Origin of the sequence: Enterovirga aerilata (assembly GCF_013044135.1) — a bacterium.
Lineage (GTDB): Bacteria > Pseudomonadota > Alphaproteobacteria > Rhizobiales > Beijerinckiaceae > Enterovirga > Enterovirga aerilata.
The window spans coordinates 43,861-58,317 of the sequence record NZ_JABEPP010000002.1; the positions used below are offsets into that span (position 1 = coordinate 43,861).

A 14,457-nucleotide genomic window follows, 5' to 3' on the forward strand; every position below is an offset into this window, starting at 1 on the left:
AGGCGCTTACCGGCGCCGATGGGCGAGCGGGCTCCCTGAGCCGGGCGGCTCTGGACACCGGTAGCCGTACTCGGTGTGGAAATCGGTCAGCGCGCTTTCGCGCGTGATCCGGCATTGCGGCCGGGCGCTGGTTTCCTCGAGATAGATCTCCGCGACGCGCCGCATCCGCTCCGCCGTCGGCAGCCCGGCCAGGCCGCCGCAGGAATTGAGCAGCGCCTCGTTCACCCCGTTCGTGACCACCACGAAGCTGCGCGCCTCCGGCCGGTCATAGACCTCGTAGGTGTCCTTGCAGCCCAGATGGACGTGGACGCTCTTCACCTCGCCATAGCGGTCGATCGTGTAGGTGAAGGCGTCGATCGAGCAGCCCGCCAGGAGCGGCAGGGCTGCGGCGGAGAGGAGAAGCGTCCGGAGCATCTGGCTGACAGGTGATGGTCGGGGCCGAGACTTACGCCACGCGGCCGGGCTTGTCCCGTCAAATCACCTTCGGGCGTCGAGCCGGAACCGCTGGAGCAGCGCCTCCAGCTCCTCGAGCCTCTCCTCCATCGTCTCGGTCGGCCTCGCCGAGACGAGCCGGCCGTTGCGCCAGCCGAGCGAGTCATCTTCCTTCAGGGCCGCCTCCACGGCGAGATCCTGCTCCGTCCGGTCCTTGAACGTCAGTGCGATCCCCTGCGGGCCGGCATCGACCTTCGCGATTCCCGCCTGCCGGCAGAGCCGTTTCAGGCGGTTCAGCGCCAGGAGCGCGGCGACCTCTTCCGGGGGCGGGCCGAAGCGGTCCTCGATTTCGTCCGCGATCCGGGCTTCGGCGGCGCCGTCGAGGCTGCGGGCGATCTTCGCATAGAGGTTGAGCCGCACCTCCGGTTCCGGGACGTAGTCCGCCGGGATCCGGGCGGAAACCCCGATGTTCAGCTCCGGCACCCATTCCTCGGGCGGCGTCTCCCCCCGGACGGTCAGAAGCGCCCGTTCCAGCAGGCGGCGATAGAGGCCCGCCCCGATGAGCTTGACGTGCCCGGCCTGCATCTCCCCGAGAAGGTCGCCTCCGCCGCGCTGCTCCAGATCCTCGGCGCTGATGGCGAACCCGGCCCCGAGCCGGTCGAGGCGTTCGAGAGTCCCGAGCCGCTTGCGGGTCTCGTCCGAGACCTCCTCGTCCGGATCGGTCAGCAGATAAGCGATGCCGCGGGGCCGGCCGCGGCCGACGCGGCCGCGAAGCTGATGGAGCTGCGCGAGCCCGAACATGTTGGCGCGCCACACCATGATCGTATTGGCGCGCGGCACGTCGAGCCCGCTTTCGATGATGTTGGTCGCAAGCAGCACGTCGCCCTCGCCGTCCGCGAAGCGGACCATGGTCTCGTCGATCTGCTCGGCCGGGAGCTTGCCGTGCGCGACCAGGATGTCGAGCTCGGGGACGAGCCCCTTCAGCTGCGCCGCCATCGGCTCGATATCCTCGATCCGCGGGCAGACCACGAAGCTCTGTCCGCCGCGGCGGCGCTCGCGCAGAAGCGCGGTGCGGATCGTCGTGCCGTCGAAGGGCGCGACGAATGTGCGGACCGGCTGGCGCTCGGCCGGCGGGGTCGCGAGCACGCTCACGTCCTGCAGGCCGACCAGGGCCGACTGGAGAGTGCGCGGAATCGGCGTCGCCGTGAGCGTCAGCACATGCGCATGGGCGCCGAGCGCCCGCAGCCGGTCCTTGTGCGCCGTGCCGAAGCGCTGCTCCTCGTCGATGACGAGGAGCCCGAGATCAGCGAAGGCGACGCCCTTGCCGGCAAGAGCGTGGGTCCCGACCACGATCCGGACGGAGCCGTCCGCGAGGCCCGCTTTCACCGCCTTCGCCTCGGCCGGCTTCACGAGGCGGGACAGATGCGCCACCTCGATCCCGAAATCGGCGAAGCGGCGCCGGAAGGTCTGCAGGTGTTGGCGGACGAGCACGGTGGTCGGCGCCACGATCGCCACCTGCTTGCCCGAGAGCGCGACCGCCGCCGCCGCCCTGAGCGCGACCTCGGTCTTGCCGAACCCGACATCGCCGCAGACCAGCCGATCCATGGCCCGGCCCGAGGCGAGATCGCGCAGGATGTCGGCGACGGCCGCGTTCTGGTCGGCGGTCTCGCTATACGGAAAGCGGGCGACGAAGCGCTCGTAATCGCGCCGGGGCGGGTGGATCGCGGGCGCCTCGATGGCCCGGCGCTCGGCCGCGATACGCGCGAGCTCCACGGCAGCCTTGTTGATCTCGGCCTCGACCTTTGCGCGCCGCTTGGGCCAGGAGGCGCCCCCGAGCCGATCGAGGCTCACGCCCTCGGCGGAGCCGTAGCGCCACATGAGGTCGATGTCGGAGACGGGCACCATGAGCTTGGCGTCTCCCGCATAGGAGAGGCGGATGGTGTCCTGCACGTCCGAACCGTCGGCCGAGACGGCCTCGATCCCCTCGAGCAGACCGAGTCCGTGCTCGAGATGGATCACGGCGTCGCCGACCCGGAACTCCTCATCGTCGAAGATCTCGGCCTCGGCCCGTTCCGCGCCGGCCCTCCGCGCCCGGCTTCCCAGGAGATCCGGCGGCGATATCGCCGCTACTCCCGCCCGCGGGTCGACGAAGCCGCGGTCCAGGTCGAGCACCATCGCGAGCGCCGCGCCCGGCTTGGCGGCCAGAACCTCGTCCCAGCTCCGCACCCGCTCCGCGTCTCTCCCGAGGGCGCGTTCGACGGAGCGCGCAACGCCGCGCAGGTCGCGGTCGGAGCCCGCAGCGGCCAGAACCCGCCGTCCCTCCTCGACCTGCGCCTTCAGGAAGCGCGCGAGAGCCTGGGCGGGGCGTGCCTCGGCTGCGAAGGAGGGGACCGTCTCGTCTGCCCCGTCCGCCGCATCGACGACATGCCTGAGGGACCTCTTCCGCACGAGATCCTGCCAGTCCTCTTCCGTCAGGTAGAGGCGGCCGGATGCGGGCGCGTGCTGCCCGCCGTCCAGCCGCGCGCGGCTTCCCTGCGCATCCGCCACCTGTTCGAGAAAGGCGAGCCGGCGCTCCTCGGCGCGAGGCTCGACCAGGATCGTCGCGCGCGGGGCATAATCGAAGATCGTCTCCAGCGACGGGTAGAGAAGGGGCAGCCGATGCTCGAGCGGCGAGGCTTCCGCACCCGCGCGATCCGCCGTGACGGCCTCCGACGCCGGCCTGAGGATCAGCTCGTCGAATTCGTCCGTGCGGCGCTGGCTTGCGGCGTCGTAGGAGGATATCGCCGTGACCTGCCCGTCCTCGTGCTCGATCCGGACGGGGAGGTAGTAGCCTGCCGGAAACACGTCGACGACGTGGCCGCGGACCGCGAATTCCCCGGCCTCGTCCACGCGGTCGTCCTCGCGGTAGCCGATCCGCGTCAGCTCGGCGCCGAGATGCCCGACATCGATCGCGCCGCCGCGCGAGAGCCGGACCGTCGCGCTCTCCCACAGATCCCGCGGCGGAACGCGCTGGAGAAGGCCCTCGGAGGTCGTGATGAGGATCCAGGGCCGGTCCGGCTGTCCCGCCAGCCAGGACAGGGCGGCGATCCGGAGCCCCATCGCTCGGGCGGAGGGCGGCGAGCGATCGTAGGGCAGGCAGTCCCAGGGCGGGAAGATCAGGGCCTGGATGTCGGGCGCGAGTGCCCAGATCAGACGGGCGAGGCGCTCGATCCGGCCCTCGCTCCCGACCGCCAGAACGAGCCCCGCTCGGCCCGCCTCGCGTCCCTCGGCGACCAGGCGGATGGCGCGCAGCGCCTCATGTGCGGGCAGGACGAGGTCGGCCGCCTCTCCTCGATGAGAGGCGGCGCTCCGGGCGCGGGTCGCAATTGCCATCTGGAAGAATCTGGGGCGGGCGCAGCGGAGAACCTGGAGCAAAGAGGTGAGTTCCGAGTTGGGTACGGCGCTGGACCAAAGGGGGAATATCGACTTGGAGTTGGCTTGCTTGCTTCCGGCACAACGTCATGGAAGGTAAGTTCCCCTCCCGGAACCCGCTTCGGGGTGGGGTCGGAACCACGTGCGAGCGTCGGCTTGTTCGGTGGAACATGTCTGAGTCGATGCCGCGGGCGACCGCGTGCCGGACAGCCGGAGAAACGCAGTGAGCGGCAGCCTCAGGGTTGGAATCGTCGGCGTCGGGAACTGCGCCTCCTCCTTCGTCCAGGGCCTGACCTATTATCGCGACGCGCGCTCCAACGAGCCCGTTCCCGGGCTGATGCACGTCACGCTCGGCGGCTACCACGTCAGCGACATCGAGGTCGCCTCGGCCTTCGACATCAGCGCGAAGAAGGTCGGCAGGGACGTCGCGGAGGCGATCTGGGCACCCCCGAACAACACCCACCGCTTCGCCGAGGTCGCGCGAACGGGCGTGACCGTCGAGCGCGGTCCCACCTTCGACGGGCTCGGCCGCTATCTCCGCGAGGAGATCGAGGAGTCCGACGCCCCCGTCTGCAACGTCGCCGAGGTGCTGGACCGGACGAAGACCGAGATCCTCGTCTCCTACCTGCCGGTCGGCTCCGAGAAGGCGACCCGGTTCTACGCCGAGCAGGCGCTCGAAGCCGGTTGCGCCTTCGTCAACTGCATCCCGGTCTTCATCGCTTCCGATCCCGAATGGCGGAAGCGGTTCGAGGCGAAGCGGCTCCCGATCATCGGCGACGATATCAAGAGCCAGGTCGGGGCGACGATCGTCCATCGCACGCTCGCCAACCTGTTCCGCGAGCGCGGGGTGCGGCTCGACCGCACCTACCAGCTGAATTTCGGCGGCAATTCCGACTTCCAGAACATGCTCGAGCGCGAGCGCCTGGAATCGAAGAAGATCTCCAAGACCCAGGCCGTGACGAGCCAGCTCGACATCCCGCTTCCGGCCTCCGACGTCCATGTCGGCCCGAGCGACTTCGTGCCCTGGCTGACCGACCGGAAATGGGCGCATATCCGCCTGGAGGGGACGACCTTCGGCGGCGTGCCGCTGAACCTCGAGTTGAAGCTCGAAGTGTGGGACTCGCCCAACTCCGCCGGCATCGTCATCGACGCGGTGCGCTGCGCCAAGATCGCGCTCGACCGCGGCATCGGCGGTGCGCTGGTCGGGCCGTCCAGCTACTTCATGAAGTCCCCGCCGCAGCAATTCACCGACCACGAGGCGCGGGAGCTTGCCGAGGCCTTCGTGGAAGGAACCGCCTGAATCGGTGGGGAATCCGGGAACAACGATCTTTTTCGTGCGTCATGCCGCGCATGAACGGGTCGATCGCATCCTGTGCGGACGCATGCCGGGCGTGAGCCTGGGCGAGAGGGGGCGGGCCCAGGCGGCCCGCGTGGCGGAGCGGCTCTCGCGAGAGAGCCTGGCGGCGATCTATTCGAGCCCGCTGGAGCGGGCCCGCGAGACGGCGGCGCCTATCTCGTCCGAGACGGGTCTTCCGGTCGGGATCGCGCCGGGGCTCGACGAGATCGACATGGGCGAATGGACGGGCCGGAGCTTCGACGAACTCCAGGCCGATCCTCGCTGGCGAAGCTGGAACATCGGTCGTGCCGCGGGGGAGGCGCCAGGCGGCGAGCGGATGGAGGCGGTCCAGCGCCGCGTGCTGGCCGAGCTCGAAGCGATCCGTCTCAGGCATCCGGGCAGGACGGCAGCGGCCGTGTCGCATTGCGACGTCATCAAGGCCGCCGTCTGCGGCGTGCTCGGTCTCTCGCTCGACCGCTATCACAGTTTCGAGATCGAGCCGGCCTCCATCACCTCCCTCGTCCTCTGGGAGGGCGGGGGGAAGGTGGTCGCCCTCAACGAACGCTGCGGCGCATGAAGATCGTCGTCTTCGGCCTCACCGTCTCGTCCTCCTGGGGCAACGGCCATGCCACGCTCTGGCGCGGGCTCATCCGGGCGCTCGCCGCGCGCGGGCACCGGGTCGTCTTCTTCGAGCGCGACGCGGCCTACTACGCCGAGAACCGCGATCTGCGCGAGCTGCCGGGCCGCAGCGAGCTGGTCCTCTATCCGGACTGGGAGGCCGCTCGCGGCCGTGCGGCCGAGGAGGTCGGCGAGGCGGATGTCGCGATGGTCACGTCCTACTGCCCGGACGGTCTTGCGGCGAGCGATGCCGTGCTCGCCGCGGGGCGGGCGCTGCGCGTCTTCTACGACCTCGACACCCCCGTCACGCTCTCCCGGATGGCCCGCGGCGAGGCGACCGGCTATATCGGCCCGGACGGGCTCGGCGGCTTCGACCTCGTCCTGAGCTACACGGGCGGCGGAGCGCTCGAGGAGCTCACGCGGCGGCTCGGCGCGCGGCGCGTCGCGCCGCTCTACGGCCATGTCGACCCGGCGACGCATCGCCCTGCGGAGAAGCTCGAACGCTTCCGCGCGGACCTCTCCTATCTCGGCACCTACGCGGCCGACCGGCAGGCGGCGCTCGAGCGGCTCTTCGTCGAGCCGGCGCGGCTCCGGCCCGAGCGGCGCTTCCTGATCGGCGGGGCGCAATACCCGCAGGATTTCCCCTGGACGCAGAACATCTTCTTCGTCCGCCACCTGCCCCCGGACGAACACCCGGCCTTCTTCTCGTCGGGCCGGCTCACCCTGAACGTGACACGCGAGGCCATGGCCGCCATGGGCTGGTGCCCCTCGGGCCGGCTGTTCGAGGCGGCGGCCTGCGGCGTGCCGATCCTGTCCGACACCTGGGAGGGACTCGACGCCTTCTTCGTGCCGGGCTCCGAGATCCTGACCGCGGAAACCACGGCGGATGCCCTCGCCGCGATCGACCTGCCCGATGCCGAGCTCGGCCGGATCGCGAAGGCCGCGCGCGAGCGCACGCTGGCGGAGCACACGTCGGAGCGCCGCGCGATCGAATTCGAGCGGCTGGTCGCGGAGGCGCGCCGGTCCGAGCCGCTTCTCGTGGAGGCCTGACCATGTGGGGCATCATCCCGGCCGCCGGCCGCGGCACGCGCATCCAGCCGCTCGCCTTCTCGAAGGAGCTGCTGCCGGTCGGCAGCCGCCTCCAGGACGGGGTGGAACGCCCCTGCGCCGTCTCTGAGTATCTCGCCGAGCGCATGATCAAGGGCGGGGCGGACAAGATCTGCTTCGTGATCTCGCCGGGCAAGTCGGACATCCTGGCCTATTTCGGCGCGGCCTTCGGCTCGGCGGCCATCGCCTATGTGGTCCAGCCGCAGGCGGCGGGGCTGTGCGATGCGATCTTCCGCTCCGTGCCCTTCGTGCGGGTGGACGAGCCGGTCGTCGTGGGCCTGCCGGATACGGTCTGGTTCCCGGACGGGGCGCTGGCGGAGCTGCCAGACGACACGCTGTCCTTCCTCCTCTTCCCGGTGGAGCGGCCCGAGTTCTTCGACGCGGTGCTCCTCGACGAGGCGGACCGCGTGCTCGAAATCCAGGTGAAGCGCCGCGACGCGGCCTCCCGCTGGATCTGGGGCGCCTTCAAGATGCCTGGCGCCGTCCTCCACGAACTCCATGCTCTGTGGCGCGAGCGGGAATGCGAGGACGAGTATATCGGTACGCTCGTCAACGCCTATCTGGCACGCGGCGGCCGCGCCGTCGGGGTGAAGGCCGGGCAATCCTATGTCGATGTCGGGACACTCGGCGGCTATCGCTCGGCAATCACGCTGCTTTCGGGCGGGCATCCTCCCGGCACCCACGGGCCGGCCGGCGCTGTCCCCACGGTGCTGAAGAAGGAGGTTCCCGCCGGATGAACAAGCCGATCGCGCCGGACGACATACGCCGGAGAGCGGAGTCCCTCGGCCCCTGGTTTCACAACATGGATCTCGGCGGCGTCTGGACCGCGCCGGACCATTTCCTCGGCGACTATCCGGGCGTGAAGTTCCGCGGCTTCGCGCACGCGATCCCGGAGGATCTGACGGGAAAGTCCGTGCTCGATATCGGCTGCAACGGCGGCTTCTACTCGATCGAGATGAAGAAGCGCGGCGCCTCCCGCGTGCTCGGCATCGATTTCGACGAGGACTATCTCGCCCAGGCGCGCTTCGCGGCCGAGGTCACGGGGCACGACATCGAGTTCCGGCAGCTCTCGGTCTACGACGTGGGCGCGCTCGGCGAGCGCTTCGACGTCGTGATCTTCATGGGGGTGCTGTACCACCTGCGGCACCCGCTGCTCGCGCTCGACCTGATCCACGAGCACGTCGCGAACGATCTTCTTGTCTACCAGTCGCTGCAGCGCGGCTCGCCGCAGATCGACCAAGTGCCCGAGGACGCCGATTTCTGGGACACGGCGATGTTCGACAGCCCGGGCTACCCGAAGCTGCATTTCATCGAGCACAGCTACTCTCAGGATCCGACCAATTGGTGGGCGCCGAACGCCGCCTGCTCGGCCGCCATGCTGCGCTCGGCCGGGTTCGAGATCCTCGCCCATCCCGAGGACGAGGTGTTCGTCTGCCGCCGCGTCGAGGTCGAGGCCAAGCCCTGGACCGGGCCGGTCTATCCCGCGAAAGGAGCCCGCCCGTGATCGAAGCGGCGATGATCTGGAACGAGCCCAACAACAAGTCGCATTGGGACCCGAACCTCGATCCCGACTGGTCCAGGTTCGGGCACATGGTGAACCTCGCCGGCCAGGCGATCCGGGCCGAGAATCCGCGCCTGCCCCGTGTGGTGGGCGGCATGTCGCCGATCGATCCGCATTTCGTGAACCTGCTCACGGGCTATGGCGTGATGGACAACGTGGACGCGATCGCGGTCCACGGCTTCCCGCTCGACTGGAACCTCTGGCAGATCCACGAATGGCCGGCGAAGGTCGACGAGATCCGCGCCGTGACCGACAAGCCGGTCTGGGTCAGCGAGGTCGGCATCTCGACCTTCGGGGCCGAGGAGGTCCAGGTGTGGGGCCTGCGCCGCACGGCCGAGCTCCTGATCGGCAAGGCTCCGCGCATCCACTGGTACAGCCTCTACGACCTGCCCAAGGCCTGGGAGGCGACGACGCGGCACAAGGAGGCGGAGGGCTCCTCCTACTACCGCCATTTCCATATGGGGATCCTGCGCGAGGACGGCTCGCCGAAGCCCGCGGCCGAGATCTTCCCCGAGTTCACGCCTGCCATCGGGCTCTGCCAGTGGTTCCATTTCGAGGACCACCGTCTGGACGAGGCGGTCGCCTGGATGAAGCGCCTCGGCGTGACGTATCTGCGGACCGGCCTGTCCTGGGCGGATTCGTTCCGGCCGAACGCGCTGGATTGGTTCGACCGGCAGATGGAGGCGCTCGCCGATTTCGACGTGACGGTGACGTTCTGCTTCACGCCGGAGCACCTCGGCATCGAGCCGCATCACACCAGCCCGCCGCGCGAGCCCGAGCTCTTCGCCGAGTTCTGCGCCAGCATGATCCGCCGCTACGCGCCGTCCTCGGCCGCGACGCCGGCGGTGGCCGCGGAGTAGCGAACTTCGCTGTCATGGCCGGGCTTGGCCCGGCCATCCGAGGAGCGATCAGAGATTTGTCCTCGCTCTGTGAGACGAACCACCGGGACGTGGATGGCCGGGCCAAGCCCGGCCAGGACGCCGCACGGGTGTTGGCCGCCATCGCCGACCCGGCCCGGCCACGCATCCCGGGCCGGACGGTCCTCGTCTTCGCTCATCCCGACGACGAGACGCTGGCCTGCGGCGCGCTGTTGCCGCGGCTGGAGGATGTCCGCATCGTCCACGTGACCGATGGCGCGCCGCGGAACGGCGAGGATGCCCGCCGCCACGGCTATTCCACTCCCACCGAATACGCAGCGGCGCGGCGCGAGGAGCTGCGGGCCGCGGCGGCGCTCGCCGGCGTCCCGGAAGAGCGGCTGATCTGCTTCGACGTCGCCGACCAGGGCGCCGCCTTCGCGCTGGCCGACATCGCCCGCCGCCTCGCGCCGGTGGTCCAGGACGCCGATCTCGTGATCGCGCATGCCTACGAGGGCGGGCATCCCGACCACGACGCGGTCTGCTGGGCCGTGCACGCCGCCCTTGGCCTCTCCGACGCTGCCGGATGTGGCGCCGGAACCCCCTCCGCGAGAGGGAGAGGGCAGGGTGATGGGGCTGTCACGTCTCCGAAAGGGTCGCTCCCCCTCACCCGGTCTGCTGCGCGGGCAGGCTCTCTCCCCGGCGGCGAGAGCGTTGGCGCGCGCCGGCCGGTGCTCCTCGAAGTGCCGCTCTATCGCCTCGGTCCGGACGGCGGCTGGCTGCGCGGGAGTTTCGGCGACGAGGACGGCGCGGCCGTTCTCCACCTGACCCCGGCCGAGCGGGCGCTGAAGGCCCGCATGATCGCCGCCCATGCGAGCCAGGCCGGAACGCTGGCCGGCTTCGGGGTTGCGGACGAGTGCTATCGCGCGGCGCCGGCCTACGATTTCGGATCGCTGCCGAACCGCGGCGCGCTGCTGTATGAGCGCTACGGTTGGGGCCTTGCCGGCGGCCAGTGGCTCGAACTCGCGGCGGCAGCCGCCCGGGAGCTCCGGCTGGAGCGCGCCGCGTGAGCCTCACGATCCTGAGCGTCGCCTATCCGCTCGCGCCGGTCTCGCCTGACGCCGCCGGCGGGGCGGAGCAGGTCCTGTCCATGCTCGACCGAGCCATCGTCGAAGCCGGCCACCGTTCCGTGGTCGTGGCGCAGGAGGGCTCAAAGATTGCGGGAACGCTCGTGCCGGTGCCGGCCGTCTCCGGCGATCTGGACGAAGGCGCGAAAGCCCGCGCGCATGCGGCGACCCGCGCGGCGATCGGCTCGGCTCTCGCGCGCTTCCCCGTGGACCTCGTCCATCTGCACGGGATCGACTTCCACGCCTACCTGCCGCCGCCCGGCCCGCCGGTTCTTGCGACGCTGCACCTCCCGCCCTCGTGGTATCCGGCCGAGGCGCTCCGCCCGTCTCGGCCGGATACGTGGCTCCACTGCGTCTCCGACATACAGCACGCCGCCTGCAGCGAGGGTCCGCGCCTGCTTCCGGCCATCCCGAACGGGGTCGATGTCGAGGCGCTCCAGGCACGGCATGCGAAGCGCGGCTATGCGATGGTCCTCGGCCGGATCTGCCCGGAAAAGGGTGTGCATGTCGCGCTCGAGGCGGCCAAGCTGGCAGGCGTCCCGCTCCTGGTGGCGGGCGAGGTGTTCCCCTACGACTCGCATCGGCGCTATTTCGACGAAGAGGTCCGGCCGCGGCTCGACCGGCAGCGCCGGTTCGTCGGCCCGATCGGCTTCGCCAGGAAGCGCCGCCTGCTCACGGCCGCCCGCTGCCTGCTCGTGCCGTCGCTTGCGCCGGAAACCTCGTCGCTTGTCGCCCGCGAAGCCGCCTCCTGCGGCACGCCCGTCATCGCCTTCCCGAACGGCGCTTTGAGCGACGCGGTCGAGCATGAGCGGACAGGCTTCCTCGTCCACGATGTCGAGGCGATGGCCGCGGCCATCCACAGAGCCGGCGAGATCGATCCCGAGACATGCCGGGAGACCGCTCGCCGGCGCTTCTCCAGGCACATCATGACCGCGGCCTATCTCGATCTCTACGCGAAGCTCGCGGCCCGGCGCATGGCCCTGCACGGCGCGGCATGACGGGAAGGCTCGCGGCGGCCCTCGTCGAGGACGAAGCGGGGTTGGAGGCGCTTGGCCCCCAATGGTGGGACCTATGGCGCCGCTGCCCGGTCGCGACGCCCTTTCAGTCGCCTGCCTGGCTCCTGCCTTGGTGGGGCGCCTTTCGACCCGGCCGGCTCTGTGCCGTCGTGGTCCGCGATGAAAGGCAGCTCGTCGCTCTCGCGCCTGTCTATCTCGAGGTCGGTCCGCTCGGCCGCCGCCTCCTGCCGATCGGGATCGGGATCACCGACTACCTCGACGTGCTGCTCGATCCGGAGACCCCCGAGGCAGCTGCTGCGCTCGTGGATGCTGCCGCCGACCTCGTCCCCGACTGGGACGTTTGGGAGCTGGAGGAGCTGATGCCCGGCGCCGCCGCTCTCGGCTTGCCGGCCCCGCCGCGCACCATCGAGGAGAGTGCCGAGCAGAGCGCCTGCCCGGTCCTGGTTCTCGCCGGGGAAGTCCCAGTTCCCGCCGGCAAGAGACGCAAGTTTCGCATGGCCGAGAACCGCGTCGCGCGACGGGGAGGGGAGGTGGCGAGCATCGGGCCTGACGGCGTGCCGCACTTCCTCGACCACCTCATCCGCCTCCACGGCGCGCGCTGGGCGAGCCGCGGCGAGGACGGCGTGCTCGCGGACGATCCGGTCCGGCGCTTTCATGCCGCAGCCCTGCCGCAGCTCGTTGCCGCGGGCCTCGCCCGCCTCACGACGCTCACGATCGAGAGCCGGGTGGTCGGGGCCTATTACGGCCTGCACCACGGTCGCCGGGCCTACGCCTATCTCGGCGGGTTCGACCCGGACTTCGCGTTCGAGAGCCCCGGAACCGTTCTGGTCGGAGGGGCGATCGAGGCGGCCCGGCAGGAGGGCGCGACCGAGTTCCACTTCCTGCGCGGCCGCGAGGCCTACAAGTACGAATGGGGCGCCGTGGATCGCTGGAACCGGCGCCGCAGCTTCCGGCACCCCGCACGTGCCTGATCCGGTCGCGCCCGATCTCTCGGAGCTTCGGGCCGAGCTTCGGCCGGCGATTCTCGCCTGCGCGATAGGCGAGCTGCCCGTCAACGTTGCCCTGATGCGGCTCCTCATGGAGGCTCGTTCTGTCGAGGAGGCCGAAGCGGCGCTCGACGTCGGGGCGGCCGCCTTCGGCGGGTTGTCGGGACAGCTCGCAATCGAGAGGGCCCGCGAGCTGCTGCGTCGCAATCCTGGCGCATTCGCCACGGTCCGGGCCGTCTTGGCCCAGGCCGAGCACGACCGAACGCCGGACAGCGAAGACGAGGCCGTTGCGCATTGGGCGGCCGTCTTCGACAGGCTGGCTCAGGCGCAGCCCGAAGCCGGGGTGGCACTGTATGCGCTCGGCTCGCCGGAACTGCTCGACGCCGCGACGGCCGAGATCGTCGAGACCCTGGAGGGCTGGTGCCTGCTGAGCGCCGCCTGCCGCGTTCTCGAGATCGGCTGCGGAATCGGCCGCTTCGTGCGCGCGCTCGCGCCGAAGGTGGGCCATGTGACGGGTGTCGACGTCTCGGGCGCGATGATCGCGGCGGCCGGTCAGCGCTGCGCCGGGCTCGCGAATGTACGACTGGAGGTCTCGTCCGGACGCGACCTCGCAGATTTCGAGCGGGGCAGTTTCGATCTCGTGCTCGCGGCGGACGTGTTTCCCTACCTCGTGCAGGCCGGCGGCGGGCTGGCGGCGAGGCACGTCGCCGAGGCCGGGCGCGTGCTGCGACCCGGCGGCACGCTCGCCATCTTGAACTACTCGTATCGCGGCGATCCGGATCGGGATTGGCGCGACATCGCGGCGGCGGCGGAACCGGCGGGATTGGCGCGGCCAGAGCAGCGACGTCCCTCCTTCCGCCATTGGGACGGCGCAGTCTTCCTGGTCCGGAAGACGAGCTAGACCGCCATCGCTTCGCGCCGTGAAGGCGCATGGCGCCCGCGCTGCATCGCCTCCCGGAGATAGCTCTCCAGCTCTGTGGCGCGGCAATCGGCGGTGTGCGCGCCGAGAATGCGGGCCCGGGCCGCCTGGCCGATGCGGGCCGGCCTCGTTCCGTCGGCATCGCTCAGGATCGCGACGACCTGATCCGAACTCGTCGCGAGCAGGATCTCGCGGCCTGGGGCGAGGATGTCCTCGATGCCGCTCCATACGTCCGAGATCACGGGCGTCGCGCAGGAGGCCGCCTCAAAGAGGCGGACGCTGGGGCTCCAGCCCGCCGCGACCATGTCGGCGCGGGTGACGTTCAGGGTGTAGCGGCTCGCGGCGTAGAATTCGGGATGGTCCACTGGACCGACATGCTGGAAACGCTCGACGTTGTCCGGCCAGACGATGTCGTCCGGATATTGCGGGCCGGCGACCACGAACCGGAGATGCGGGAGACGCCGTGCGGGCTCGATCAGCAGCCGCTCCAGCACCGGCTGCCGGTCCGGGCTGTAGGTGCCGAGATAGGAGAGGTCCCAGCGCCTCTCCCGCTCGAGCGGCGGGTAGCTTGCCGGATCGACGGAGCAGTAGAGCGCGCGGGCGGCGGGAGAGCCGTAGCGACGCTCGATCAGGTCCAGCGTCGGGCCGCCGGTAAAGGACAGGTAGACGTCGTAGCCCGGGATCAGGTCCGGCGCGATGTACTCCGTGTCGCCCCGGGCGAGCTTTGCCAGCGTCACGGGGGTGTCAATGTCGTAGAACGCCGTCACGCCGCGCGCCCAGTCCTGCACGAGCCGGCCGACCGCGACGCCGTTCGGCACGTAGGAGCCGACGATGACCGCATCGGCATCCGCGATCAGCTCGCGGTGGCGCTCCAGGTCCGCGACTTCCCTGTAGAAGAGCAGGCGGCACCAAGCCGGATCGGCGAGATCGCGGTGCGGGCCGGAATACCACGGGACGTCGCGCTCGAGGAATGTCACCTCGTGCCCGCGCGCGACGAAGGCCTTGAGCAACGCCCGGTAGGTGGTCGCGTGGCCGTTGCCCCACGACGAAGAAAGGCTGAGGCCGAGTACGACGACCTTCATCTTGCGCG

Annotated in this window: 13 protein-coding genes; 10 read left to right on the forward strand and 3 right to left on the reverse strand. The window is 70.3% G+C overall.

What is annotated here, in order from left to right; genetic code table 11:
* Positions 1–6: 6 nt before the first annotated feature.
* Both HJG44_RS05405 and mfd read right to left on the reverse strand, forming a co-directional pair.
* On the reverse strand, positions 7–414 hold the full coding sequence (locus HJG44_RS05405; RefSeq protein WP_171217368.1) for a hypothetical protein: 408 nt from the start codon (positions 412–414) through the stop codon (positions 7–9).
* 63 nt (positions 415–477) lie between these two features.
* The gene (gene mfd / locus HJG44_RS05410; RefSeq protein ID WP_171217369.1) at positions 478–3,804 is read right to left on the reverse strand and encodes a transcription-repair coupling factor; all 3,327 of its coding nucleotides are present in this window, start codon (positions 3,802–3,804) and stop codon (positions 478–480) included.
* 262 nt (positions 3,805–4,066) lie between these two features.
* On the opposite strand from mfd, the gene HJG44_RS05415 reads away from it, so the two are divergent.
* The 10 genes from HJG44_RS05415 to HJG44_RS05460 are packed head-to-tail and all read left to right on the forward strand — an operon-like array spanning position 4,067 to position 13,349.
* The gene (locus HJG44_RS05415) at positions 4,067–5,143 is read left to right on the forward strand and encodes an inositol-3-phosphate synthase (RefSeq protein ID WP_171217370.1); all 1,077 of its coding nucleotides are present in this window, start codon (positions 4,067–4,069) and stop codon (positions 5,141–5,143) included.
* 34 nt (positions 5,144–5,177) lie between these two features.
* Complete coding sequence (locus tag HJG44_RS05420) at positions 5,178–5,756, forward strand: histidine phosphatase family protein (RefSeq protein WP_171217371.1); 579 nt, start codon at positions 5,178–5,180, stop codon at positions 5,754–5,756.
* Positions 5,753–6,847 (forward strand): CgeB family protein, encoded by a 1,095-nt coding sequence (locus HJG44_RS05425; RefSeq protein WP_171217372.1) that lies wholly within the window; start codon positions 5,753–5,755, stop codon positions 6,845–6,847. The genes HJG44_RS05420 and HJG44_RS05425 overlap by 4 nt, the downstream gene beginning before the upstream one ends.
* A 2-nt stretch (positions 6,848–6,849) precedes the next feature.
* Positions 6,850–7,641, forward strand: a complete 792-nt coding sequence (locus HJG44_RS05430) for a sugar phosphate nucleotidyltransferase (protein WP_171217373.1) — start codon at positions 6,850–6,852, stop codon at positions 7,639–7,641.
* Entirely contained in the window at positions 7,638–8,408 is a 771-nt protein-coding gene (locus HJG44_RS05435) for a TIGR04290 family methyltransferase (protein ID WP_171217374.1), read from the forward strand. The genes HJG44_RS05430 and HJG44_RS05435 overlap by 4 nt, the downstream gene beginning before the upstream one ends.
* Entirely contained in the window at positions 8,405–9,325 is a 921-nt protein-coding gene (locus tag HJG44_RS05440; RefSeq protein ID WP_171217375.1) for a glycoside hydrolase 5 family protein, read from the forward strand. The genes HJG44_RS05435 and HJG44_RS05440 overlap by 4 nt, the downstream gene beginning before the upstream one ends.
* A 56-nt stretch (positions 9,326–9,381) precedes the next feature.
* A complete protein-coding gene (locus tag HJG44_RS05445) occupies positions 9,382–10,389 on the forward strand; it encodes a PIG-L deacetylase family protein (RefSeq protein WP_171217376.1) in 1,008 nt (335 codons plus the stop codon).
* Positions 10,386–11,444: a glycosyltransferase gene (locus HJG44_RS05450; protein ID WP_171217377.1), complete on the forward strand. Its 1,059-nt coding sequence runs from the start codon at positions 10,386–10,388 to the stop codon at positions 11,442–11,444. Before HJG44_RS05445 ends, HJG44_RS05450 begins: the two co-directional genes overlap by 4 nt.
* Positions 11,441–12,433 (forward strand): GNAT family N-acetyltransferase, encoded by a 993-nt coding sequence (locus tag HJG44_RS05455; protein WP_171217378.1) that lies wholly within the window; start codon positions 11,441–11,443, stop codon positions 12,431–12,433. The genes HJG44_RS05450 and HJG44_RS05455 overlap by 4 nt, the downstream gene beginning before the upstream one ends.
* Positions 12,426–13,349 (forward strand): methyltransferase domain-containing protein, encoded by a 924-nt coding sequence (locus HJG44_RS05460; protein WP_171217379.1) that lies wholly within the window; start codon positions 12,426–12,428, stop codon positions 13,347–13,349. Before HJG44_RS05455 ends, HJG44_RS05460 begins: the two co-directional genes overlap by 8 nt.
* Here the strand turns inward: HJG44_RS05460 and HJG44_RS05465 are convergent.
* Positions 13,346–14,449 carry a CgeB family protein gene (locus HJG44_RS05465; RefSeq protein ID WP_171218150.1) on the reverse strand — a complete coding sequence of 368 codons (1,104 nt, stop codon included), beginning with the start codon at positions 14,447–14,449 and terminating at the stop codon, positions 13,346–13,348. The two genes, HJG44_RS05460 and HJG44_RS05465, sit on opposite strands and share 4 nt — an antisense overlap.
* Positions 14,450–14,457: the final 8 nt, after the last annotated feature.